Source organism: Streptomyces sp. NPDC059003 (genome assembly GCF_042740445.1).
In the GTDB taxonomy this organism is placed as follows: Bacteria; Actinomycetota; Actinomycetes; order Streptomycetales; family Streptomycetaceae; genus Streptomyces.
This window is the reverse complement of the sequence record NZ_JBHYJH010000024.1, coordinates 52,039-75,220: the sequence shown is the minus strand read 5'-3', so window position 1 is coordinate 75,220 and position 23,182 is coordinate 52,039. Positions and strand designations below refer to the sequence as shown.

At 72.1% G+C, this 23,182-nt stretch carries 18 protein-coding genes; 5 read left to right on the top strand and 13 right to left on the bottom strand.

All coding sequences use genetic code 11. From position 1 onward, the window contains the following. Window positions 1–209 precede the first annotated feature (209 nt). A complete protein-coding gene (locus ACFWZ5_RS12515; protein WP_384791424.1) occupies window positions 210–554 on the top strand; it encodes a hypothetical protein in 345 nt (114 codons plus the stop codon). 76 nt (window positions 555–630) lie between these two features. On the opposite strand, the gene ACFWZ5_RS12510 is transcribed toward ACFWZ5_RS12515, so the two are convergent. Then, on the bottom strand, window positions 631–966 hold the full coding sequence (locus ACFWZ5_RS12510; protein ID WP_384791426.1) for an HNH endonuclease: 336 nt from the start codon (window positions 964–966) through the stop codon (window positions 631–633). A 356-nt stretch (window positions 967–1,322) separates the two neighbouring features. Between ACFWZ5_RS12510 and ACFWZ5_RS12505 the strand changes: the two genes are divergently transcribed. Beyond that, window positions 1,323–1,520, top strand: coding sequence for a serine protease inhibitor (locus ACFWZ5_RS12505; RefSeq protein ID WP_384791429.1), 198 nt, complete (start codon window positions 1,323–1,325; stop codon window positions 1,518–1,520). Window positions 1,521–2,216: 696 nt separating this feature from the next. Here ACFWZ5_RS12505 and ACFWZ5_RS12500 read toward each other — a convergent pair. After that, the gene (locus tag ACFWZ5_RS12500; RefSeq protein ID WP_384791432.1) at window positions 2,217–3,947 is read right to left on the bottom strand and encodes a recombinase family protein; all 1,731 of its coding nucleotides are present in this window, start codon (window positions 3,945–3,947) and stop codon (window positions 2,217–2,219) included. Between the two features lie 189 nt (window positions 3,948–4,136). Here ACFWZ5_RS12500 and ACFWZ5_RS12495 point away from each other — a divergent pair, with 189 nt between their 5' ends. Beyond that, a complete protein-coding gene (locus ACFWZ5_RS12495) occupies window positions 4,137–4,937 on the top strand; it encodes a maleylpyruvate isomerase family mycothiol-dependent enzyme (protein ID WP_384791435.1) in 801 nt (266 codons plus the stop codon). Window positions 4,938–4,993: 56 nt separating this feature from the next. Here the strand turns inward: ACFWZ5_RS12495 and ACFWZ5_RS12490 are convergent, their stop codons facing one another. The 11 genes from ACFWZ5_RS12490 to ACFWZ5_RS12440 form a co-directional block, all read right to left on the bottom strand. Next, window positions 4,994–5,557, bottom strand: a complete 564-nt coding sequence (locus tag ACFWZ5_RS12490) for a dihydrofolate reductase family protein (RefSeq protein ID WP_384791438.1) — start codon at window positions 5,555–5,557, stop codon at window positions 4,994–4,996. An 88-nt stretch (window positions 5,558–5,645) separates the two neighbouring features. Continuing rightward, window positions 5,646–6,107 carry a hypothetical protein gene (locus tag ACFWZ5_RS12485; protein WP_384890695.1) on the bottom strand — a complete coding sequence of 154 codons (462 nt, stop codon included), beginning with the start codon at window positions 6,105–6,107 and terminating at the stop codon, window positions 5,646–5,648. Continuing rightward, window positions 6,094–7,359, bottom strand: coding sequence for an Hsp70 family protein (locus ACFWZ5_RS12480; RefSeq protein WP_384791444.1), 1,266 nt, complete (start codon window positions 7,357–7,359; stop codon window positions 6,094–6,096). The genes ACFWZ5_RS12485 and ACFWZ5_RS12480 overlap by 14 nt, the downstream gene beginning before the upstream one ends. Continuing rightward, window positions 7,356–9,680, bottom strand: coding sequence for a dynamin family protein (locus ACFWZ5_RS12475; protein ID WP_384791447.1), 2,325 nt, complete (start codon window positions 9,678–9,680; stop codon window positions 7,356–7,358). The genes ACFWZ5_RS12480 and ACFWZ5_RS12475 overlap by 4 nt, the downstream gene beginning before the upstream one ends. 6 nt (window positions 9,681–9,686) lie before the next feature. After that, window positions 9,687–10,289 (bottom strand): hypothetical protein, encoded by a 603-nt coding sequence (locus ACFWZ5_RS12470; protein WP_384791450.1) that lies wholly within the window; start codon window positions 10,287–10,289, stop codon window positions 9,687–9,689. Further along, entirely contained in the window at window positions 10,286–11,104 is an 819-nt protein-coding gene (locus ACFWZ5_RS12465) for a C39 family peptidase (protein ID WP_384791453.1), read from the bottom strand. Before ACFWZ5_RS12465 ends, ACFWZ5_RS12470 begins: the two co-directional genes overlap by 4 nt. Further along, the gene (locus tag ACFWZ5_RS12460) at window positions 11,101–12,804 is read right to left on the bottom strand and encodes a dynamin family protein (protein WP_384791457.1); all 1,704 of its coding nucleotides are present in this window, start codon (window positions 12,802–12,804) and stop codon (window positions 11,101–11,103) included. Before ACFWZ5_RS12460 ends, ACFWZ5_RS12465 begins: the two co-directional genes overlap by 4 nt. A gap of 4 nt (window positions 12,805–12,808) precedes the next feature. Then, window positions 12,809–14,068, bottom strand: a complete 1,260-nt coding sequence (locus ACFWZ5_RS12455) for a hypothetical protein (protein ID WP_384791461.1) — start codon at window positions 14,066–14,068, stop codon at window positions 12,809–12,811. Beyond that, the gene (locus ACFWZ5_RS12450; protein ID WP_384791464.1) at window positions 14,065–14,961 is read right to left on the bottom strand and encodes a PP2C family serine/threonine-protein phosphatase; all 897 of its coding nucleotides are present in this window, start codon (window positions 14,959–14,961) and stop codon (window positions 14,065–14,067) included. The genes ACFWZ5_RS12455 and ACFWZ5_RS12450 overlap by 4 nt, the downstream gene beginning before the upstream one ends. 41 nt (window positions 14,962–15,002) lie before the next feature. Then, complete coding sequence (locus tag ACFWZ5_RS12445; RefSeq protein WP_384791467.1) at window positions 15,003–15,875, bottom strand: hypothetical protein; 873 nt, start codon at window positions 15,873–15,875, stop codon at window positions 15,003–15,005. Window positions 15,876–15,980: 105 nt separating this feature from the next. Continuing rightward, window positions 15,981–16,967, bottom strand: a complete 987-nt coding sequence (locus ACFWZ5_RS12440; RefSeq protein WP_384791469.1) for a hypothetical protein — start codon at window positions 16,965–16,967, stop codon at window positions 15,981–15,983. Window positions 16,968–17,445: 478 nt separating this feature from the next. Between ACFWZ5_RS12440 and ACFWZ5_RS12435 the strand changes: the two genes are divergently transcribed. Next, window positions 17,446–21,186 (top strand): CHAT domain-containing protein, encoded by a 3,741-nt coding sequence (locus ACFWZ5_RS12435; protein ID WP_384791472.1) that lies wholly within the window; start codon window positions 17,446–17,448, stop codon window positions 21,184–21,186. A gap of 1 nt (window position 21,187) precedes the next feature. Next, entirely contained in the window at window positions 21,188–23,110 is a 1,923-nt protein-coding gene (locus ACFWZ5_RS12430; protein WP_384791474.1) for a caspase domain-containing protein, read from the top strand. The last annotated feature ends 72 nt before the right edge of the window (window positions 23,111–23,182 follow it).

Here is a 23,182-nt window from a genome sequence, read left to right as displayed (position 1 = left end):
CAGCTCGGGGCACCCGGGGATCGTGCAAGGGGTACGGGGCTTACGGGGCATGGGGCGCCTCCGAGGGGTGGGGTAGTTCAGTCATGCGCCGGTACCTTCACGCCACCGTGTCGATTCCCGGCCGTTCCGCCGAGAGTCACTGTCCGGTGATGCTGCGTCCTGCGACTCTCTGACCAGGTCGGCAACGAGCCGACCGGGGAGGGGACGCCATGTCTGAGACCACGCCTAACGCGAAGGGACCGGCCCCGGTCCAAGTCACGCCGGAAGCCGCCGAACCCGCGCCCATCCCGGCCGAGCAGGTGAAGCCCGAGGACATCGGGACGCTGTCAATTGAGTACCGCGACAGCGTGCCTGTGATCGTCGTCAGCGGCGGCAAGTACATTCCAGCGGGGCTCATGGTCGTGGATGAGTCGGGCAAGCCAGCTGCGGTGTACACAGCAGGCCCGTTGCCCGCCGGTAAAGCGGCCATCACAAGTACGGCATTGCTGGACCCCATGCCTGTACATGTGTTCCCTATGTTCCAATTCACTCTGCCGCCGACCACTCAACGTTGATCCCACGCAACACCTGGGTTCAGCACAACGGTCCCGCCCCGGCACATGTGACGACTCTGCGCCGGGGCGGAACGCTTTAGCACCCGAACTCCGTCGCCGTCTTCAGCCCGTGGCACCCGGTGCACAGCACCTGAACGTTGCCCGCCGTGTCCGTCCCGCCCATAGCGAGCGGGCGCACGTGATCCACGTCCACCCCATCCGCGGGGAAGTCGCCCAAGCACCAGTCACACCACGCGTGACCGCGCTCCTGTATCCGTCTGCGCAGCCGCGCCGCCGCATCATGCCGCTTCGCACGGCGCCCACCGCGTGACCGACGTGAGCGAACCGAGGGACGGTCCTGATACGCCTTGTCGTGAACGTCGCAGCGTCCGCGGCGAGTTGCCGTGTCACTGCACTCAACACATGGGGTCATGAGTCACCGCCTGGTCGTCGTTGTCGTGGAGTGCCCGCCCCCGGACTCGAACCGGGGAACTCTGCGGATTGCGTACGGATCTCCCTCGCGGGGCCGGTACCGCACACCTCTGCCGTTGGGTCAGCGGGCTTGCGCGTCCTCGCCGACCACATCGTGATGACCGTGCGCGGCGACGTGAGCCGAACCAATCGGTCCGCAACTGCGCCCGCCTGTTGGATCACCCCGCTAGGACGGGGCTGGTGAAGCGGGAGTGGCTGGTTGTCGCTCCTGACAGGGTTCCAGTCGAGGGATAAGTTTCGGCGGAGTCCTTTGTGATGCATACCCTCTCCGCATGACCAAATAGAAAGAGGAACACTGTGGCGGACAAGACCGAATGGCCCGAACTGGTGAGCGTTGAAGCCGATATTGCGACGAACGTCATCCAAAGGGAGAACCCGAACCTAAAGATAGAGATACTCCTGGCGGGAACTCCCACGTCAGGTGAGAAGTCAGATCGAGTGCGCCTCTACGTAAACATCCACAACCTTGTGGTTGAGGTCCCGCGAGTCGGCTGACGGCTCTCCGGGCCAGACGTTGTGGGGGCCGTACGGGCTTCCAACCCCGTTCGGCACACTCGCCGGGCGAGTGGGTTACTGATGGGCGGTACGGCCCCCGCGCGCTGCCTCACGACCCCTGCGGCCACCCTCACGGGTGCGTGGTGCACGGACAGCGCTACTACCGAGAGCGGACACTCAGACCGCCGTGTATCCCCCCTGTAGGGCGGGTGCGCGGTAATCCCGCTCTCGGTAAGTCGGTGGGAAGGGGGACACTCGCTGAGCACACTGGCCGTTTCCCCCTCCTACTTACTGTGGGGAGCGAACCTTGCCTGGTGCCGCGACAAGCCACCCTGCGGGCCGCTCTGCCCTCCTACTTACTGTGGGGAGCGAACCTTGCCCGCAGGGCCCGACCAGTGGCGGAGTGCCGTTTGAGGTACCGGGCCCCTCTTCTCTGTATTTTTTCTATGCGTTCTAAAAAAGTGGTGTAAACCGTCACTCCATCACCCTTCGCCCCGCTGTCGAGCTGCCCTTAGCCGAGCGAGGGCGAAAAGCGGAAAGCCCCGGCAGTCACGGGGACCGACCGGGGCTCTCGCGGTTAGTTGTACTGCACCGCATACAACCGGATACCTAACCGCTCGGGGAGCGTACCGGGGCAGCCGGAAGCCCCGGCAGGCGACGGGTACCTACCGGGACTGTCTCAGCGCTACGGCGCCGCTATGCGGCCACCGGTTCCCGCGCGGGTTCGGCGGGGGTGGGCTCGGCGAGGCGTGCGGCGCTGCCCGGGGCCGGGGGCGCGTCCTTGCGGGCTTCGGCTTCCATGTCTCCCGTGGTGGCCGCAAGCTCGGCAATGGCAGGGTCCAACTCCCCGGTGATGGCGAACTCGACGCGGCGCACATCGAGCCGTCGCCATCCGCCCTTGCCACCGGGCTTGACCATCAGGCGCGCTCCCGCAGTGATGAGCGACGCGCGGCGTGCTGCGGTGTCTGCGCCGTTCCAGTCGTCGGCATACGTGCGCCCGGTGGGGACCACCTCGCGGCGAGGCTCGCGCTTCTCGCGGGATTCCAGCTCTGCCAGACGGGTGTCCAGGGCATCCGCCCGGCGCTGCCACGCTGCCTGAGCGCTCTTGGACCTCTGGCGCCCCTTCTCCTGCTGGTGCTCCTCGAACTCGGCGAGGGTGGCGTCTATCTCGGGCTGCGGGTCGTAGCCGGGTATCTCGACGACGCGGTTGATCTGGATCTTGCCCGCAGCCTTCAGGAACTCGTCCGTGACGTACTCGTCGACCCATTCCGCGCGCACGGTGCACGGGGCGGGGCAGTAGGTCCCGTACTTGTACGACGAGCACCGGTAGGTACCGCTGGACCGGTTCAGGTACATACGCTCGCTGCATCCGTTGCAGTGGATGACCCGCAGCAGCAGCGCGGTGGAGTCCACGCGCTCGGGAGCCTTCTGTTCGATCGGCTTCGGGGTGAGGAGTGCGGCGGCCTGGTCGAACTCTTCGCGGGTCAGAATCGGGCTGTCCGTGGCCATGACGGGGCTTCCCTGGTCGTCGCGCACGGGCTTGCCGCGGTGCATCTTCCAGCCCATGAGAGCTTCGTTGGTCAGCATCTTCTCGATGGTCTGCGCCCGCCACTGCGCGGGCTTCTTCACGGGCTCGTCCGTGACCGCAACCGTCTTCTTCTTGGTGCGCGCCTGGTAGGCAGCCCAGTGCGCCGAGGGGGACAGCACGCCGTCCGCGTTCAGCCCGCGCGCGATGGTGTGCAGCCCTCGGCCGTCGACCAGCTCGGCAATGATCCGTTCAATGATCGTGACCGCGTACGGGTCGGGCACCAGGGTCCAGCCGATGCCGCCGTGCTCGGCGGGCATGGGGGCGGGCAGGTAGCCGTATGCGGGCTTGCCCCCGCCCCGCCACCGCAGCGGCATCTTCCGCATGGCTGCCTGTGCCCCGGTGACGCGGTCCTTGATGCTCTGCGACTCGACCTGAGCGGCAAAGGCCAGCATGAGCATCATGAGTTCGCTCATGGGGTCCATCGGGTTGCGGAAGTCGAACGTCAGACGGCCCCCGCCGATGCCCTCGGCGAACACGATGAGCTTGCGGTGTTCGCGGGCCCACTTGGCGAGCTCGTGCATGTCGCCCATGTCCCGGATGGCGCGGTCGAAGCGCCAGAACACCAGGGCGTCGAAGTCATCGGGGCAGGCGAGCCATCCGCCGAGCTGCGGGCGGTCGAAGGGGCCGACCAGGGACGCGGACACGTCCAGGTCGACCGCTTCACGCAGAGCGGCGCCCTCGCCGAAGGTGATGCCGAGGGCTGCCGCCGCTGCGTCGTCGGCCTCGCGCTGCCGCTCCGGGCTCGTGGTCTCGTCGGTACGGACGGACAGCCGGATGCAGCGGACGCCCCGCAGGGTTTCGCTAGGCAGATCCTTTACAGGTGTGGTGGGGTTCTCCATGCTCCTGCTAGGGGGCGAAGATTGCCTAGCCTCCCTGACCTGCGTAGATACCGCCATGACCCGATCACTCCAGAAGTGTCACTCTGGAGCACCGGGAAGGGGCGGGCCTGGGGCGCCCCGCGAGGGACCCCGGCCCGCGGGCCCGGATAAGCCCGAGCCTGTGGGCCCGGTTTCGCCTACGGTGAGGCCATGACGTACTTGACCTTCGACCGCTACGCCGCCGAAATCGTCGCCCAGACCGACCAGTTGAGGAATCACATCAAGGACGCGGACCTCGCGGCACCGGTGCCGAGCTGCCCCGGCTGGAGCCTGGGCGACCTGGTGCGGCACGTGGCCGGCGCGCACGCCTGGACCGAGGAGATCGTCCGGACCCGGGCGACCGGGCCGGTGGCGCACGACCAGGTCGACGACGTGGCGGGCGACGACAAGGCCGACGCCGCCGCGCTCGGCGACTGGCTGGCCGACGGCGCCGGGCGCCTCGCGGACACGCTGCGGGACGCGGGCCCGGATACGCCGGTGTGGACGGTGGCGCCCGGCGGAACACCGCTGTTCTGGGCGCGCCGCATGATGTTCGAGTCGGTCCTGCACCGCGCGGACGCGGTCACCGCCGTCGGCGGCACGTACACCCTCGACACGGACGTCGCCCTGGACGGCCTGGACGAGTGGATGTGGCTCACCGGACTCCCGCAGGCCTACGCGTCCCCGGAGGCACAGCGCGCCCTGCTCGGCCCCGGCCGCACCATCCACCTCCACGCGACCGACGCCGACCCCGCGACGGCGGGGGAGTGGGTCGTCGACCTCACCGGCGACACGATCACGACACGACACGCCCACGAGAAGGCGACGGTGGCCGCACGCGGCTCCGCCCCCGCGCTGCTGCTCCTCCTCTACAAGCGCCAGTCCGTCCTCGCCGACGACGTCGAACTCATCGGTGACCGCGAGCTGTTCGAGGAGTGGCGGGAGGCGGGGAGCTACTGGCTGCGGAAGTAGCGAGCGGGCATCCGCCTGGCCGACCCGCCCTTCCCGGGGTTCGGCGGGCGCGTCGGCTAACGCGTCACGCGGTGGCGGAGGTAGACGACTTTCGAAGCGAAGGTGCGGGTCTCGACGAGTTCGAGATCCACCCGGCGCTCGTGCCGGGGAAAGAACGGAGTGCCGCCGCCGACAAGGACCGGGTGGACCATGGTCCGGAACTCGTCGATCAGACCCGACGCGGCCGCCTCGGCGGCGAGCGTCGCACCGCCGATCGCGATCTCGCCGTCCCCCGGCTCGGCCCGCAAACGCTCGATCTCCTCCGCCAGGCTGCCGGAAGCCAGGCGGGCACGGCCCTGCACCTCCGGCAGCGTGGTGGAGAACACCACCTTCGGGAGCGGCTTCCAGAGCGCGGCCCACTCGAGCCCGGAGGCGTCGAGCGAGGGGTCCTGGTCGGCGGTCTCCCAGTACAGCATCGTCTCGTACAGCCGCCGTCCCATCAGGTGGACGTCGACTCCTCGGATCTCGTCGATCCAGAAGCGAAAGACCTCCTCGTCGGGAGCCGTCCAGTTGAACTCGCCGTCCGGCCCGACGATGTAGCCGTCGAGCGAGACGCCCATCGAATAGGTCACGCTGCGCATCAGAAGCCCTCCTCGGTACGGGTTCGACAGTACGACTGCCGAACGCCGCAGGGCCCATCGCGGCGCGCGGGGGTCCCCGGCCCGCGACTCACAGCCGGAACACCCGGTGGCACCAGGTGAACACCTCGCGTGCCTCACCGAGCCACTGGTCGGCCAGCGCGTCGAACGCCGGTCGGGACAGCACGCACGCCAGCGGGAGGGTGCGGATGCCGCTGAGGTAGGCGGGCTGGCCGCTGGAGAGGTTGCAGACCGCAAGCATCGGAGTCAGCCGTTCGACGTTCCAGGTGTTGGCGGCGGCGGCCGCCAGGGCGATCTGGTCCTCCGCCAGGTAGCGGTCGTCCGTGAAGAGCACCAGGAGCTGTTCGTTGCGGGTCGTGGTGAAGGCCAGCGTGATCTTCCGGCGGGCATCCGGGTGGTCGACGCGGACCGTCACCGAGCGCGCGTCGGACTCGAAGGGGAGGGATTGCCGCGCCACCCACGTGCTCACCAGCCGCTGCCATTGGTGCGACAGTGCTGAGCCGTCCGGCGGCGGTACGTCAGGTCCGGGCACGGCGCATCGCCTCCAGCACCAGGTGATCGGTCAGACCGGCGTCGAGGAGAGCCCTGGTCCCGGCCGGGAGTCTCCGCGCCGGCCCGGGGTCGGGCGGTGCTTGGGTCACGCGGGAGGGGACCGTGCCCTCGGCGAGCCGGGCCGCGCCCGTGGCCACCGCGAGCTCCGGTTCGGAGACGTCAAGGACGGTGCGGCCGGATCCGGCGGCAAGGAGCTCCCCGACCATGGGCAGCCGGGAGCTGCCGCCCACCGGGACGATGAGGTCGAGATCCGTCCAGGTGAGGCCGTGGGCCCGCAGCACCCGCTCGCACTCCGCGACGGTGTCCGCGAGCAGCGGGCGGACGGCCTCGCCGAGTTCGGCCTGCGTGAGGGTGACCTCGACCGGCGGGTCGAGCATGGTGAGCAGGTCGGTGTGTTCCGAGGCGACGGACAGCTGCTGCTTGAAGGCGGTGCACGCCTCCGCGAGTTGTGTCCTGCGGCGCAGCACCTCCGCGGTGCGGTTCGGCGCGTCGGTGCCGGAGGACCGCAGTGAGTGCAGGGCGTCGGCGGGACAGCGGTCGCGGATGAGGCCGAGCACCGTCTGGTCGATGGCGAGGCCGCCGACGTGGGGCAGGCCGCCGGGGGAGCCGAGGACGGTCAGGCCGTCCTTGGTGCCCCGGGCGATCGCCAGGTCGAACGTGCCGCCGCCGAGGTCGTACACGAGAATCGTCCGCTCCCGGCCCATCCCGTGGTCGTGCAGGGCGTAGACGGCCGCCGCGACCGGCTCGGTGTGCACCTGGACCGTCTCCGGCCGCAGCCCTGCGGCTTCCGCGGCCTCCCGCATGAGTGCGGTGCGGGCCTGCTCCCAGGTGGCCGGTACGGTGATCGCGACCCGGTCCGGTTCGGCCGCGACAGCACGGCGGGCCTGCTCCACGAGGAAGCCGAGGACACGCGCGGTGAGTTCCTCGCTGCTGAACCGGCGCTCACCGAGCCGGTGCGGGAACGGCTCGCCGAACTCGCGCTTGAATTCGGCGCGGAAGCGTTCGGGGCGCCGCAGGCGCGAGTTCTGGGCGGCCTGCCCCACCACCATCGCCCCGTCGGGGAGCAGGCACACGGAACTGCGTACCGAGGTCGCCCCGTGGGCGCTGACCGGGTCGCGCACCGGCAGTGGGGGATGCCCCTGACGCAGGACGACCAGGGCGGAGGCCCAGGTGCCGAAGTCGATGCCGTAGACGACGCCGCGCTCGCGGTCCGCGGCTGTGCTGCCCGTCATGGTGCGTCGTACGCATCGGGGTCGAAGGACGCGCCGGCCATCGGAGGCAGGGGATCGTCGGCCTCCGGAGGCGGTGAGGCGCTGGCCACCGGAGGCATGGGGGCGTTGACCTCCGGCTGTACGGGCAGTGCGGCCGCCGTCCCGGTCGTGTCGGCCGTCGCGCTGTCGGGTGCGGCGGTCGGCGCGTGCACGGGGTCATAGGCGGGGTCGTTGTCGGGGACATGGGCGAGGTCGTTGGCGGGGGCATGGGTGGGGACGTTGGCGGGGGTGTCCGGGCCCAGGGCGCGCAGGGTGGTGTCCAGGGCGAGGTCCGCCGCGACGTCGACGGCCAGTGCGGCCGCCGCGGCGCCGGTCCGGCCGCCGGCTCTGGGGCGTGCGGCCGGTGCGGTGTGCGGAGGCCGTGCGGGCTCCGGCGCCCGCGGTGGCATCGCCTGCGGCGCCCGGCCCGCCGGTCCTTGCCGGGGCGCGGCGGGCGCGGCCGAGCCCGTGGCCAGGTGATCCACGCGGGAGCGCAGCTGGTCGAGTTCGCCCTGCAGCCGACGGTAGCGTTCCTTGCGCGCAAGGAGCTCCCCGCGTCTGCGGGTGTGGGCCTCCTTGGTCTGTCGGCTCGCCTCCTGGAGCCTGCGGCCGGACTCGGCGAGCGACTCCTGCTGGGCGGAGAGCTGGGCGTTGAGCTCCTGGACCATGGCCTGGGCGATGTCTCCGTACGCCTGTTGGAAGGACTCGGAGGCGTGCCGGCGGTTGGCGGCGATCTCCTGGCAGACGAGCTGGTGCAGGCGCGCGTCGCGTTCGCGCTGGGCTCGCTCGCGCAGGTCCTGCCGGTGGTTGCGGAAGCCGTGGACCAGGCCCGAGACACACAGCCCCGTCGCCACGACCATGCCGCTGAACGGCTCGATCATGGCGACGCCGGCTCCGGCGCCGAGGCCGGCCATCCCGGTGGACCAGCTGGCCCGGAGCTGGTCGAAGAACCGGGCCGGACGGACGTTGAGGGGAACGGTGGGGACGCTGAGGCTCGGGCTGAACGGTGCCGGGGCCTGCGGTGCGGTGAGGCGGAGACAGGTGTGCCGGGCGAACTCCTCCATGATCTGCAGGGCCACCGCGGCGAGCCGGTCGTGCGCCGCGGTGAGCGCGTCGAGCATGCCGGAGGCGACCGTGCCGATCAGCTCGTCCGACCCCGGATCGGCCCCGGCGGACACCTTCTCCTGATAGCGGCGCAGTACGGAGTCGAAGGCGTCCTGCAGTCCGGTGCGGGCCTGCCGGGTGTCCCTCTCGAAGCGGCGGGGCAGCTCGGTGCGCCAGCTCGCGCCGCTGGAGTGCAACTGCGTGAGCCGGGCGGTGGTCTCCTCGACCTGGCCACGGATCCGCCGCATCGACTCGTCCGACTCCAGCGCGGCCAGTTCGTTCACCAGTGGCGCTCCCGCTGCCGCCACGGCGTCGCCCAACGCGTCAAGGGCCCGTCGCAGCTGCGCCGCGCAGCTGGTGGTGGCGAGCCCGCCCCACAACGCGCGATCCAGCTCCGGGAAGCCGGAATCGGCGAGCAGCCGGTCGTCGGCGCGGTCCCGCAGCCACTTGAGCTTGCGGAAGGACGACACCGGCACGATGACCAAGCTGTCGGCCGGCTTCCCCGTGCGCCCGGCCAGCTTCTCGCGGACACCCGTGACCACGGGACCGGGATTGCGCACCTTGTCGGCCTTGGTGACCGCGGTGATGACCACCTCGCACTTCCCCAACGCCTCGCTCAGGAAGTCCAGTTCGTAGGTGGCGGGCGGCTCGATCGCGTCACAGACGAAGACCAGACCGTCGGCCCGGTCGAGGAAGGCGCGGGTGGCCGCCGTGTGTTCGCCGTTGACGCTGCCGACACCGGGCGTGTCGACGACCACCAGGCCCCCTTCCAGCTGGGGCACCGGGGCCTGGATCTCGACCAGGCGGACGTCCTGGTGGTTACCGGGATTGCCCTGTTCCGTGACGTAGTCACCGAGCCGCGCGAGCGGCACCTCGACGCGTCGGGCGGCCGGATGCCCCAGGTGCACCACGGCCCGCTCCTCGGCGCCCCACGCCAGCGTGGCGACCACACACGTGGCCACGTCGACATCGACGGGAAACAGGCCGGGCCGCTCCACCAGGGCGTTGAGCAGCGACGACTTGCCCCGCTTGTACTCGCCGACGACCACCACGTGGCAGGTGCCGGCCGCCAGGCGCTCCCGCGAGCACGCGAGCAGATCCCGCTGCCGGGGGCCGAGCTCGTCCCGCAGCTCGGCGAGGACTCTCGGACAGGCGGCCAGCACATCGGCGCGCAGACGGCTGATGACGTTGTCCCGCATGAGGGTTCACCCTTCGTCGGGCAGGTCCGTGCCGGGCACGTACCGCCGGAGGAACTTGGGCGCCATGCGCTCGTAGGCAGGGATGAGGCAGGGCTCGAGCAGCTGGGCGAGGAGTTCCCCCAACTCCGCGGTCACGGCGCTCTCCGGCTGCCGCCCCAGCGCCAACGAGGCGAAGAGCTCGTCGTAGCGGCCGAAGAGCCGGGAGCGCAGCGCCCGGTACTCGGCGTTCGACAAGCCGGCGACGGCGGGATGGGGGAAGCGGCCGACGGGCCGCAGCCACTCCTGCCGGGAGCGGTGGGGCTCTTTGAAACGCAGGTCGACGTACTCGACGAGATGCCCGGTGGGCCACGCGAGGGCGGCCGTGGCGAACGGCGGGAACAGGTCCGCACCGCCGGCCGGGTCGGGCCGCAGGACGTACAGCGGCAGGCGGGCGTAGACCCGTGGCGCGCCGTCCTGGATCACCGCTACCGGGGCGGGCCAGCCGATGCCGCACTCCATGGGCACGAGCTCACGAAAGGTCCGCGAGCGGCGCAGTGCGCGGACCAGTTCCTCGCAGTGCGTCACCCCGCGCTGGGCACGCGGCACGCCGGGAGCGCTCCGGGGCGTCATGAGACCGCCCCCGGCGTACCGGCCGCCACCAGCAGGCTGCCGGAGTCCTCCCACGCGCCCATGAATTCGTCCAGAGGGACGGCGAGACCCTGGCCGTCGGGATGCCCCGAGTCGTTGAGGATCACCATCGGGTGGGCCGGGTCGCTGTGGTCGAACCCGGTGACCCACACGGCGTGGTCGGCGTCCTGGCCCGGGACGCCCGGCGCGCTGCCCACGGGGTCGTCGGACGGGTCGTGCCCGGGAGTCCAGATCTCACTGGAGTCGACGCCCACGATGGCCGCCCCATCACCGCCGACCACCTGCTCCAGCTGTTCCAGGGACGCCCCCTCCACGTGCTCGACGGGGACACCGTGGTGCTCCAGGAGATTGCCCACATCGGCGAACGCGGTGCCCGAACCGTCGAACCAGCCCATGCTCGCCGCCTCTTGAGTGAGCTGCTCCTCGCTGAACTCCTGGCCGGTGAGATGGTTCAGGACCATGCCCTGCGCCCCGATGGCACACGCGTTGGCGCCGGTGTGCTGCTGCCACACCTCCATCGCCTCGCCCGGGTGACCGGAGACGGCCGCGGGGTCGCTCTGCGCCGGATCGAAGTTCGGCAGGTCGGTGGGCCCGGGGGCGACATCGGGCGCCGGATCCGCGTACGGAGTCTCCCCGCCCACGTCGTCGTAAGGTCCCGCCGCGTCCGCCGGGTCCCCCAGGAGCGCCTGGCCCGTCAGGTCGACCGAGGACGACGGGTCCATGAAGTCGGTGAGGTCCACCGCGCCCACGGGGTCGAACCCCGCGGTGTCGCCCGGGTCGTACGCGTCCCAGCTCATGGCCCCGTCTCCGCACCGTCGATCCCGTACAGCAGCTCCCGGGCCCGGCCGATCTGGTCCGCGATCCGCTCGTAGGAGCGCAGCACGGCCCGCGCCACCGTGAGCGTGCGCCGGTCGATCAGCGGGTCGCCGCAGAGCCCGGCCCACTGCGCGGCGTGCCGCCGCGCCGTCGCAAGGAGGGTGTCGACCGGCGTGTCCACGGGCAGGGCGAGGCGGGCCGCGCAGCTGGTGCCGTGTTCACCGGTGACCGCGAGGAGCTGGGCGTCCTGCTCCGCCGTCAGGTCGAGGCCGCCGTCGTAGTAGGCGCTCAGCACGGCCAGTTCGGCCGGTCCCGGGTCGGTGACGTGGAGCCGCTCCAGGACGGCGGCCGCCCGGTCCGCCGCGGCGGGCACGGGCCGTCCGGCGAGCTGGGCCGTGGTCCGCAGCCGGGTCACCTCGTCGGCGATCTCACGGCGGCCGTGGTCCAGCTTGATCAGTCCGGCCCGGTTGCCGAAGTGCCGCAGCACGAGCTCCCGCAGCGGGAGTACGCCGCTGCGCTCCAGCAGCGTCCGGCGTGCCGCGTCCTCGCCGAGCCCCTCCCGCAGGCAGGCACACGCGAGGAAGACGCCCCACGCTCCCATCCGGTCGACCAGCTCGGCGCGCACGGCGGCCGGGACCGGCAGCTGCGGATACTCACGGCCGCAGAACAGACCGACGTCCTCCATGAGGTCCGCAAGGGTTCGTGGCGCGACCGCCGCGAGCTCCGACAGCGGTCCGAACGCCTCCGACGGCATGCGCTGGGCGGCGATGCCGAGCAGGCCCGCGACGGGTACGACCGTGCGGAACACCCGGCGTACGGCGGGTCGTTGCGCGTAGGACTCGGCGATGCGGCGTGCCGTCGCCATCGGGTCGTAGTCCATCGGGTCGGCGGGCATCCCGTCCGGACCGGTCTCGTCCGCCGGAGGCCAGTACTGGTCGCTGCGCGAGAGCACCCCGAACGCCTTCAGCGGGCTGACGACCGCCCCGTACGCCCCGGTGAAGCTGTCGACCGCCTGCTGGTCCGCCCGGCCGAGGCCGCGGCTGAAGACGAAGACGACGGCGTCGGCCCGCTCCAGCTCGGCCGCGCTGAGGTCGTGCACCGACCGGGCGTCCCCGCCCAGCTCCGCGAGGATGCGCGCGGCGTCCTCCCGCTCGGCCGGATCGTCGATGCCGAGGAAGGACAGGGTGTTCTCGGCATCGGTGCCGTGCACGCTGCCGAGGCCCGGAGTGTCCACGATCCGGAAGCGGCGCAGCAGCGGGCTGGGCCGCCCCACCTCGACCTTGCGGATGGCGCGCAGCCGCCGCAGCCCTGCGGTGTCGCGCACCGTCAACCGCGACAGCGCTTCGGGCGGCCACTCCTCGGCCGGACGGCCGTCCTTGAAGTGGACCAGGAGCCGGGCCCGTTCCGCGTGGTGGAACTCGCAGACGTTGAAGGTGAGCTCCAGCTGACCGGTCTCACAGACCTCCTCGCCGAGCAGGGCGTTGACCAGCGTCGACTTGCCGCGCTTGATCTGGCCCGCCACGGCCACGCGCATGGGCTGCGCCATCCGGGCCCGGGCGGTCCGCAGGATGCCGGGAAGGCGGCCGGCCTCCGGGCCCAGGGGGCCGAGCTCCTCGGCGATCCGGGTGAACACCCTGCCGTCCGAGCCGACGGGCTCCGGCGGCGCGAGCGTGTCCGTCATGCCGTCACCGCCCCGAGAAGAGCACGTCGAGCAGGAAGAAGTACAGCACGATGCCCACGCCGATCAGGAGGCCCTTCACCCAGCCCGGCAACGCGTCGTCGGGCTGCTCCGGGTCGGGCGGTTGCCCAGGCGGCGGAAGGGCGGCGCCCGGGGGCGGACCTGCGGGCGCGGACGGGTCGGTGACCGGTGCCCCAGCGGTGGCGCCCGCACCGGTGGGCGGTGTCGGCTGCCGTGGGTTGAACGCGTCGTGCCCCGTCGCCTCGGCCCGGTCGCACCACGGGCAGCTCGTCAGGTGGGCCGCGTGGGCGTGCCGCGGCCGGCGCGGGCAGATCGTGACCGCGCCCTCGGCACGCGAGTCGTCCAGAGCCGTGAGCCACTGCTGCGACGTCGGGCGCCGCGCGGTGTCGTCGACGCCGGGCCCGAACGCCTGCCGGGCCAGGCCGAGTACGGCAGGCGGCAGGACCGTCGGATCGAGCACTCCGGGCGGTGTGAACACCGACTCCGGCCGCACGACGAACGAGCGGCTGTGCTCGATGTTGTCCGAGATCTGCACGTCGTCCTCGCTGTCGCGGGGCACGCCGCCGAACGGGTGGTAGCCGGCGCTCAGCACCTGGTAGACGAGGACCGCCAGCGCGAAGTCGTCGCTGGAGACGCTTCCGGGGGCGCCCCGCAGACGTTCCGGGGCGGCGTAGTCGGGCGTGTGGAGCGTCGCGGGAAAGAGGGCTCCGGTGGTCCGGTCGGTGAAGCCGATCGAGTCGCAGTCGAGGAACGTCGCGTAGCCGCGCTGGTCGACGACGACGTTCTTCGCCGAGAAGTCACCGATGACCAGGCCCTCGTGGTGCAGCCTCGCCGTCATGAACGCCAGGTTCCAGCAGACCCCCAGCAAGAAGCGCCAGTCGGTCTCGGGCGGAAACCTGCGCAGCCGCTGCTCCCTGTTGAACAGCGCCATGAGTTGTACGTGTTCGGGGCCCGCGAAGCGCCCCATGCCGTAGCCGAGGAACGTGCCGTCCGTGCCGTGCACAAGCCCCACCGGCCAGGCCAGTTCGGGCGGCTGCCCACCCTCCACCGGGCGTCCGGCCAGCGGGTTGAGCGCCAGCATCCGCTGCACCCGGTGTTCGCGTGCGGCCTCCGGCTGGTGGTAGACCTTCACCACGAGATCGTCGGCGCCCTCCACCGGATACACCGCCGCCTCCAGGCCCGAGCCGAGCGGCGGGTCGACGAGCACCACGGGACGGCCGCCCAGAAGCACCTTGCGCCCCGTCACGGCCGCTCACCGCCGTCACGGCCGCCCGCCGTACGGACCGCGCGCACCAGCGTCTTGTCGTCGGCGTTGAGCGCGGTGAGCCGGTCCGAGAGCAGCAGCGCCTCCAGCGCCTGCGCGTCGGCCTCCGGATCCGGTCCCGGGCGGTCCAGCGAGCGCAGGACCGCGGCGGCGAAGGAGCTGTTCGCCGCCGGCCTCGGTCCGGGGAGGCGGGACAGCGCGGCCTGCGCCAGACCGTCGGTGGAGAGCAGGACGCCGTCGACGCCGTCGTCCCGGACGCAGGCGATCTGCACTTTCAGCGCGGCGTCCGCCGAGCTGAGGAACGTGGTCTCGTTGCCGTACTCGCTCTCCTCTTCGGGCTGCGGCAGGAGATGGAACTGTGCGGCGCCGTTGACCTCCCCGGCCCGCAGCACCACGAACCCGTCCCCCAGCGAGGCGTAGCCGAGCCAGCCGGATCCCAGCACCACGACGGTGAGGGTGGTGGCGAAGTCCGCCGAGCCGTTCGCGGAGCCGCCGGACAGCTCCCGCGTGCCGTCGAGGAAGGCGTCGAGGACTTCCAAGAAGGCGCCGCGCAGCTGGAGGCGGAGGTCATCGGCATCCCGCGGTATCCCCTTGGCATCCCGCTGTACGCCCTTCTCGTGCCCCAGACGCGCTCCGAACACGGACGTGGCCAGCTGGATCGCCAGCCGCGCGCCCTCCTGTGAACGCGGTCTGCTGCCCGCGCCGTCCGCCACCGCGAGCACCGTGATCCTGGCGTCGGGAGGGCCGGTGCGCGCCTTCCCCCAGGAGTCCTGGCACGGCATGCCCTGCTGGGCGTGCCGGTGTCCCCGCACGCTGATGCCGTGCACCCGCCACGCCCAGCACTGGACGCGCCCGGTCTCCGTTGCCCCCGCCACGTCGATCGCCCCTTACCTCTTCACCCCTTTACCCCTGCTCCTCAGGCGTCCCAGGCAGAGCGCTGGGTCTTGAACCGGTGGAACAACTGCTCGAAGGTCTCCTCCTCCGCGCCCTGTTGCTCGGCGCTCGCGCTCGCCGACATGGTCTGGAGCAGGTCGCGGAAGGGGAAACCCTGGAGCGTGGCGTGATACTTCGGCGCCAGTTCCCGCAGCACCTGCTGGCCGCGCTCGCTGATCCCGCCGATGCCGAAGGCGTAGAAGCGGAAGCGCTTCGCGGCCTGCTGCGTGGTGAGCTGGGGAACGAGCCTGCGCCATGTGTCCGTGGCCATGCCGTGGCAGTCGGTCGGCAGACCGTCGGTCACCAGGCAGATCTGGGGCCGGTAGTACTGGAGCCCGGAGCCGCGCAGCTCCGCCTTCCGGTGGGCCACCAGGTGCATGCCGGTCTCCACGGCCTCGGTCAGCAGCGTGACACCGGAGGCGGACAGCTGGGGAGGCTGGAACTGGTGGGCGGTCACGAAGGGACTGCCGGTGGCGTGCGGTTCGAGGAGACGAGGGCCCTGCCAGACTCCGATGCCCGGACCGCCGAAGGTCACCAGGGCGATCTCGACGCTGGAGCTGAGTCCCACGTCCTCCTGGATCTCGCGACCCCACAGGGCCAACGCCTCGTTGAGCAGCCGGATCGGCTCGCCCGCCATGGAGCTGGAGATGTCCAGGCAGAGCAGCAGCGGCAGCCGCTGCGCGTTGTTGCCCAGGTCGATGTCCGCGTAGGCGGTCGGCAGGTCCTGTGGTGGTGCGGCCGGTGCGGCCGGTGCGAATGGTGTGGGTGGTGCGAATGGCGTGGCCGGTACGGGTGGCGCGGCCGGTGCGGGTGGCGTGGGCGGCGGGACCGGAATCGTCGGGTGCGTCGGGTTCATGGGACGGGATCCCCTTGTCGTGTGCGTGGTGGTGCGGATGTCGCGCCGCGCGGCCTCGCGCGCAGGGCCACAGGCGCTGTTCCTCTTCACCGGCGCCGGTCCGCGTCAGGTGCGGGGGCCTCCGGGCGCGTACGCGCGGAGGACGCCGGTGTGGTGGTCGGTGACGTCGACGGCCGCACCGGCGTCCGCCGCGGCCAGGTACGGTTCGGCCCAGATTGCGCGGCGCAGCCAGCCGTCGAGTTCCACGTATCCCTGGGGACGCAGGAGCGTGCGTACGGTGGCCGGGCGGACCGGTCCGTCCGGCACGGCGCGCCGGACCTCCCGGTGCGACGCCGCGCGGTCGGCGGGCCGTGTCGGGTTCGGCGGGCGCTCCGGCAGCGGGGGCCGGGACGACCGGACGGGACGATCAGTGGGCGCGCGCATCGCGCCGAGGCCGGGACCGGCGACGGACGGGCGTCGATGCCTGGTCCGGAGCACGGCCAGGGCGAACAGCGCGACAACGGCGGCGAGAAGCGTCGTCAGGAGCACCTCGGGCAGACCGATGCCCCCTCCGCCCGAGTCCTCTTCGGTGGTCGGCAGGGACGTGGACGGCCGGTCGCCCAGGGGCGGGAAGAAGCGGAGTACCGTCGGCCCGCCCGGGGCCGTGCGCGGTGCGGGTTGGGGGTCGTAGATCTCTTTGCCCGGGATCGGCCTTCCGTTGCTGCCTTTCAGCAGTTCGCACAGGTCGGTCCGGGAAGTGTCCCGGGGCTTGTTCCGCCGAGCACAGACCCCCACGCTTTCGGCGGACTCCAGAACGCCCTCGGACAGAGCGCTGATGCTTGCCCCTTCCTGGAGGAGCACCCGTGCGTCCGCGAGCAGTAGGAGCACGGTGCCGCCCTGCCCGCTCTGTTGGCGCCTCTGCACGACCACGAGACGCACATGACGTGTGTCTTTGGCCTTGCGAATGCGCTCCATGCCCGCCTGCGCGCGGTCCTCGTCCAGAGGGAGCGTTCCGCTCACCTCTAGGACGAGGGTGCTGCGCTCCTTGGCTGATTCGATCGCCTCGGCCGTACGGTCCAGGTCCGTTCGGGGCTCGATGTCGTCCCTCGCCAAGGCCCACGCCGAAGCTCCCGCCGAGGCGACTGCCAGCAAGAGCACAGCCAACAGCACTGCCAGGGCACGCTTCACCGCCCATGCCATGTGTCCCCCCTTGAGCTCCCTCCCCGACAGCGCCCAAGGCCGGATTCGGCCCCTGTGCGCCGACCGGAACAGCGTGGCAGCCCCCTGTCGGCCGTCGATACGGTTGTCGTACAAGTTGAAGCACCGTGCGGGAGCACGATGCCTTTGAGCGGCGCGCGAAACCCTGATGCGCGCCGGGGCGCCGCCCCGCGCCGTGCGCGAGCACAACCCCACCTGACGTGCCGCGACAGCGGACCCACGACGTTCGCCTCCCGCAAGGGACACCCCTCTGCGCCGGATCCTCAACCTGCCACCCATGGACGGCGCACAATCCGTCGTATTGCGGAATCGGCCACGGGAGTGGTGCGGTACCAACGTCCCGGCCCACAGCGCAGGGACATGGGGGGACGACGTGGCCGACACCAGGCGCGGGATCATGGCCGGGGGAGCCGGCGACAGTCATGAGCAGCTGATCCGGCTGCTGCTGACTGAGCAGAGGGGCATCGACCCGGCGCCGTACCTCTCCGGGAGGACCGGCTCCCGCTCCCGGACCACAGGCCCCCGCTCCCGGACCACAGGCTCCCGGGACATCATGTGGGGCGGATGGCTCGCGCCCGCGGCGGCGCTCGCGGCGGGCGAGCCCAAACGGGCCCTGTCCCTCCTGGAGCGCCGCGCACCGGCGCCGCTGGGCCACGCGCCGCTGGACAAGGCGCTGCGGGGCGCGGCCACGGCCATGGAACACAACTGGCACCCCGGAGCGATGGCAGTCGCCGTGCGGCAGGAAGCCCTCCGGGAGTTGATGGACGCCAGTTCCGGGATGACCGCCGCCATCGCGTCGATCACCGACAGGAACGTCCGGCTCTGCGCGGCCCTCGCCGGGCAGGTCGGCGTCGAGTTGCTCTCCGCCCGCGCGACACTCGCCCAGTGCATGAGCGCGATCGCCGCACGGGACGACACCCTCCGGCACGGGGCGCGTGCCCCGTGGACCGAGCGGGAGCTGGCGGACGACGTGCTGCAGCCGCTGGAGTGGTTCGACGAGCTGGAGGAGGCGCTCGCGGACCCCGGCCACGCGGGGGCTCGCGCGTACCACCTGTTGCTCGCGGCCGACCTCCGTGCCCGGGTCGACAAGCGGGCGGAAGCGATGTCCCTGCTGCGCCGGGCCAAGGCGCAGCGCACCGGGGACCCTGCCGCCGAGGGGTTCACCGCGCTCCTCGAGGGCGACTGGCGGCTGGGCACCGCCGGAGCGGCGGAACAGTGCACCATCCCACCGGCCGCGCAGGCGTGGGATGTTCCGGCGGCGGCCGAGCACTACGAGCGAGCCGCGGCGTCGTATCGCGCGGCGGGCTCGTCGCGCGGCCAGGCCGCGGCGCTGCTGCGGCTCGCACACACGCACCGACTCGCAGGGGAGCGTGCGCGCTGCCACGAACTCCTCAGCCAGGCCCTCGACTTGGCGGGTGCCGCCGGTGACGGCGCGTGCACGGCGCTCCTGCGCGTCCACCAAGCGCTCGACCTGATCGAGGCGGAGCAGCCCGGACAGGGCGAGCACGAGGCCGCCGAACAGGTGCTGACCTGGGCGGCGACGGAGGGAAGCGCGTCGTGGCTCCGGGGTCTTCGGCACGTGGTGGAGGGCCGGGCGAGGCAGTGGAGCGCCCAGGGCGAGATCCCGAAGAGCCATCGTGCCGCGCTCCTTGCGAACCGGCTCACCGGTGAGCCCGCGGGCCGCCCCGCACAGCTGACGGCACGAGCTGCGGCGGACACCTACCGGCACGCCAGCCACCGCCTCGCCGCCTTCGTGTACACCGGCATGCGGCAGCAGGAGTACCTCGACCGCATCGACCGCCTGACCCGCCGGGGACGGCCCTTGGAGCAGTCCGACTGCCTCGGCGTCATCCAGTGCGCCAAGGCCCTGCACGACGAGGCGTTCGCCCTCCAGGACCCGGATCTGATCGCCGCCACACGCTCCTCCACCCAACGGGCGATCGACATCGGGAAGCGCTTCCTCGACGCAACCGACGCAACCGACGCAACCGGCACGTCAGACACAACCGGCACGACAGACACAACCGACGCCGCCGTGACCGACGCGGCTGCGGCAGCGCTGAAGGCGGCCGTCGCGGACGCAGTGCGCGACGTGCTCGGCATGCTCGCGCGCGACCTCCTCACCTCCCGCGCCCAGGAAACGTGGTACCGCTCCCGGCGCGCCCGCTCGGCGGGTTTCGAAGAGGAGGCCGACCTCCACGCACGCCAGACCCTGCGGGAGGCCGAGCGGATCACGGACCCGCTGTTCGCGGGGCTCGTACGCTGCTCCGCACACGTCGACCTGCGCGACGGGGACGCCGCCAGGGCCGAGGTCGCGGCGATCGAGGAGCACCTCTCCGCGATCCAGGCCGCCGCCCTGTGGCTGACCGTGGGCGAGCCCGAGCGGGCCGCGCCCCACATGCGGCGCATCGGCGTGGCAGGCCCCGGACCCGCGCAGCCGTGGGAACTGCCCGCGCTCCACGCCGACGTGGAGCTGGAACGGCGCGCCTACGACAAGGCCGCGAGTCATGCCCGGCGAGGGCTCGCGGCGTACGAAGAGCGCCGTGTCCGCCTTGCGCGCGACGCCCTGCGCGCCTCGTCCGCCGACGACGCGGTCGTGGCCGGCCTCTACCACGCCGCCGTGCTGTCCTTGCTGAAAGGCGGCGGAACCGACGCGGCCGCCGCATCCTTCGACCAGGCGGAGCGCTCCCGGGCCGGCTTTCTCGACGCGGTGCGCGCTCTTGACCGCGCGGGCGCGGACCCGGCGGCACACGCCGCCGTCCGCACCTGGCTGGCCGCCGAGATCCGCTGGTCCGCGCAGTTCGAAACCGAGGCGGCAGCCGTGCGCCGAGGGACGGTCACCGCACCGGCGCCCGAGCGAAAACGACGCATCGAGGAGGCGGAACGAGACCTGGACGCGGCCGAGTCGGCGGTACGCGGCCTCGTACCCCGTGCCTTCATCGCGTCGCGCGCCACCGAGCCGCCGGATGCCGCAGCCGTGGCCGCCGCCCTGCCCCCGGACACCGTCCTGCTCACTTACCACCTCCACGACGACGACTTCGTCGGATGGGCCATGACCCGGGACACGCTGCGGGCTCAGGACCGCGTCCGGTGGTCGCGCGGCACGGTCGCGGGATCCCGCCGCTTCCACGCCTGGTGCTCCGGCCGGGCCGGCGACGGCGAAGCCGACGGGCCGGAGCTGGCCGCGCTGCTCCTTGAGCCCTTCCGCAAACTGCTGCGCGACCGACACCACGTCGTCGTGGTCCCGCCCGCCGGGCTCGCCCTGCTGCCCTTCCACGCCCTGCCCTGGAACGGGGACCTCTTCGGCGCCGTCCATGAGGTCTCGTACCTCCCCGCCGCCTCCCTGGTCCCCCGGCTGAGCCGAAAGACCCCGGAACAGCCCTGGTCACGGCTCGACACGCTGCTCGTCGGCGCGCCCGCGAGCAGCACACGCCACGGCCTGGCGGCCCTGCCCGGCACCGCGGCGGAAACCGTCGAGATCGCCGGACTGCTGCCCCGCCACCGGCTCCTGACCGGAACCGGGGCGAGCCGGAAAGCGGTCCTCGAAGCGGCGCGCGGCTGCGGCCTGATCCATCTCGCCACGCACGGGCTCGTGGACGACCTCGCCCCGCACCGCAGCCGACTCCAGCTCGCCGGGGACGACCACTTCGGTCTCGCGGACCTGCTCGACACCGCGCACGCACCGCAGCTGCTCACCTTGTCCGCCTGCGACACCGGACGCGGGAGGGCCACCGCGGGCGGCGACGTCCTCGGCCTGACCCGGGCCGCGCTGATCACCGGGGCGCGGCACACCCTCGTCTCGCTCTGGCCGGTCCACGACAGCACCGGCTGCCTTGTGATCACTCGCACCTACCGCCGGCTCGCCGCCGACCCGGCCGTGCGCGTCGGCACGGCACTGAGGGAGGCCCAGCTCGCCGTCCGGGACCTGCCGGGCGCCGAACGGGACGAGGAGTTCCGCACCCTGTGCGACCGAGCCGGAGTACGACCCGGACCCGCGCACCGCTCCCGGCACTGGCCCCACCCCGGGATGAGGGACAGCGAGCAGCTGGGAGTCACGGACCAGGACCACCGGCACCCGTCCCACTGGGCGCCCTTCATCCACGTAGGGATGTGACATGACACTGCGCGCGGTCCTCATCGGCGCCCAGACGTTCAACCTGACGGGAGTGCACACGGACGTCGAGGTCATGCACCGGACGTTGGCCGACCACGGCTTCACCGACATCCGCGCCCACACCCATGGGGAGGCGACCTACGCGGGCATCACCCGGGCGCTGGACCGGCTGTGCCGCGACACCCGGCGCGGAGACGGAGTCGTCGTGTACTTCTCGGGGCACGGGTCCCTGCACGGAGACCTGCAATATCTGGTGCCTGTCGACATCGAACAGAGCACGCCCCACGACTTCCGCGGCTACCTGGCCGCCGAACTGACCGTCGTGTCCCGTGTGCTCGCCCGCCTCACCCCCAACGTCACATGCGTACTCGACTCCTGCCACGCCGACGGGGCGGTACGCGGCGACGCCCCCGCATCGGACCGGTGGCTGGTGAAATCGGCGCCCCCGGACCAGGTCGCACACGACGACGGGTTCGCCCGGAACAAGGCCCTCGCCCGCGAGAACGCGCCGCTGGTCCCGAACGTCGTCAGGCTCACGGCCAGCCAGCAGCACGGCCCGGCGTTCGAGGCGGAGGTCCACCCGGGCAGGGGGCGCCAAGGAGTGTTCACCGCCGCCCTGGCCGACGCGCTCCGTTCGCCCGCCGCACACCACGTGCCCTGGTCGGCGCTGATCGGCCGCGTACGGGACCGGGTCAAGCAGCGGCAGGCGCAGCAGCGGCCCGACGCGGGCGGGCCCGCAGGACGGCTGCCGTTCTCCCTGGAGGAACGGTCGCAGCCGGAACGACTGCCGCTGGTCCGCAGGGACGGCAGGTTCATCGTCCCCGGCGGTGCGCTGTTCGGCCTGGACCGGGAGGACACCCTGCGCATGGTGTTCCCCTGCGACGCCCCCTGGCACGAGGCCACGGACCTGGCGGCCGCGGACCCGGAGCCGGGCGGCGGTGGCGACGTGACGGTGCCGGTCATCGTGGACGCGCTGGAGGCGGGCGACGCCGTGCTGGAGGCGCGGCCCGAGGCCGATCCGGCGACCGGCGCGGCACCCCTGCCCGACGGGCTGTTCACGGCGGAGCTGCCGCCGGGCTCGTACGCACTGCCCCTGCGGATCCACGACCGCCGTCTGGTGCGCATCGAGGGCGGCGGAGCCCTGGCCGACGCGCTGCGCCGACACCTCGGCGACTGTCCTCGGCTCGCCGAGACCCACGACCGGGCGGCCTTCGCCACCGTCCGCCTCGACGACGGCACCGCCACCGTGCTGAACGCTGACGGCCTCCCCCTGCGTGAGCCGCTGAAGACCACCGGAGCGGATGCTTCCGGTCTCGTCGAGCTGCTGGAGGTCCTGGCGCGCGGGGAGCGCGTGCGCGCCCTCGGCACACCCGAGGGCGAAGCCCTGCTGAGCGCGGAGACGGAGGTCCGCTTCGAGATCCAGACCCCGGCCCACAGCGGCACCTGGCGTCCCCTGGAGCCACGCGGTGAGCGACTGCACGAACGCGACCGCTACCGCGTCACCGTGACGAACCACTCCGACGACGCGCTGTACTTCTGGGTGCTCGGCGTCGGTCTGAGCGGCCGCACCGCCCTGGTGACCAACGACCGGCCCGGTGGATACCGCCTCGAACCCCGGGGCGCGCCCCACCGCACCACGTGCACGACGAAGCCCATCAAGATCACCTGGCCCCGGGACGTCCCGCGCCACGGTCCGCGGCCCGAGACCGTGCACCTCGTCATCGGGGACCGCTCCATGGACCTGAACGCCCTCACCGACGTGCGACGGAGCACGGAAGCCACCGATCCCGCCCTGATCCCCTTGCTGCAGGAAGTGTGGGAGGCGTTCCGGGACCAGGAGATGGAAGGGGCCGGCGAGTTCCACTACAGCGTCCACACCGTGCATGCCACCGCATGGCCGTACCCCGGAGGGAGCGGCACATGAGGGTGCCGCTCCGAGGCCGCGGTGGCGAGCAGTCCGGTGCGCACCGCCTCCACGACGGTTCGGAATGCTCGA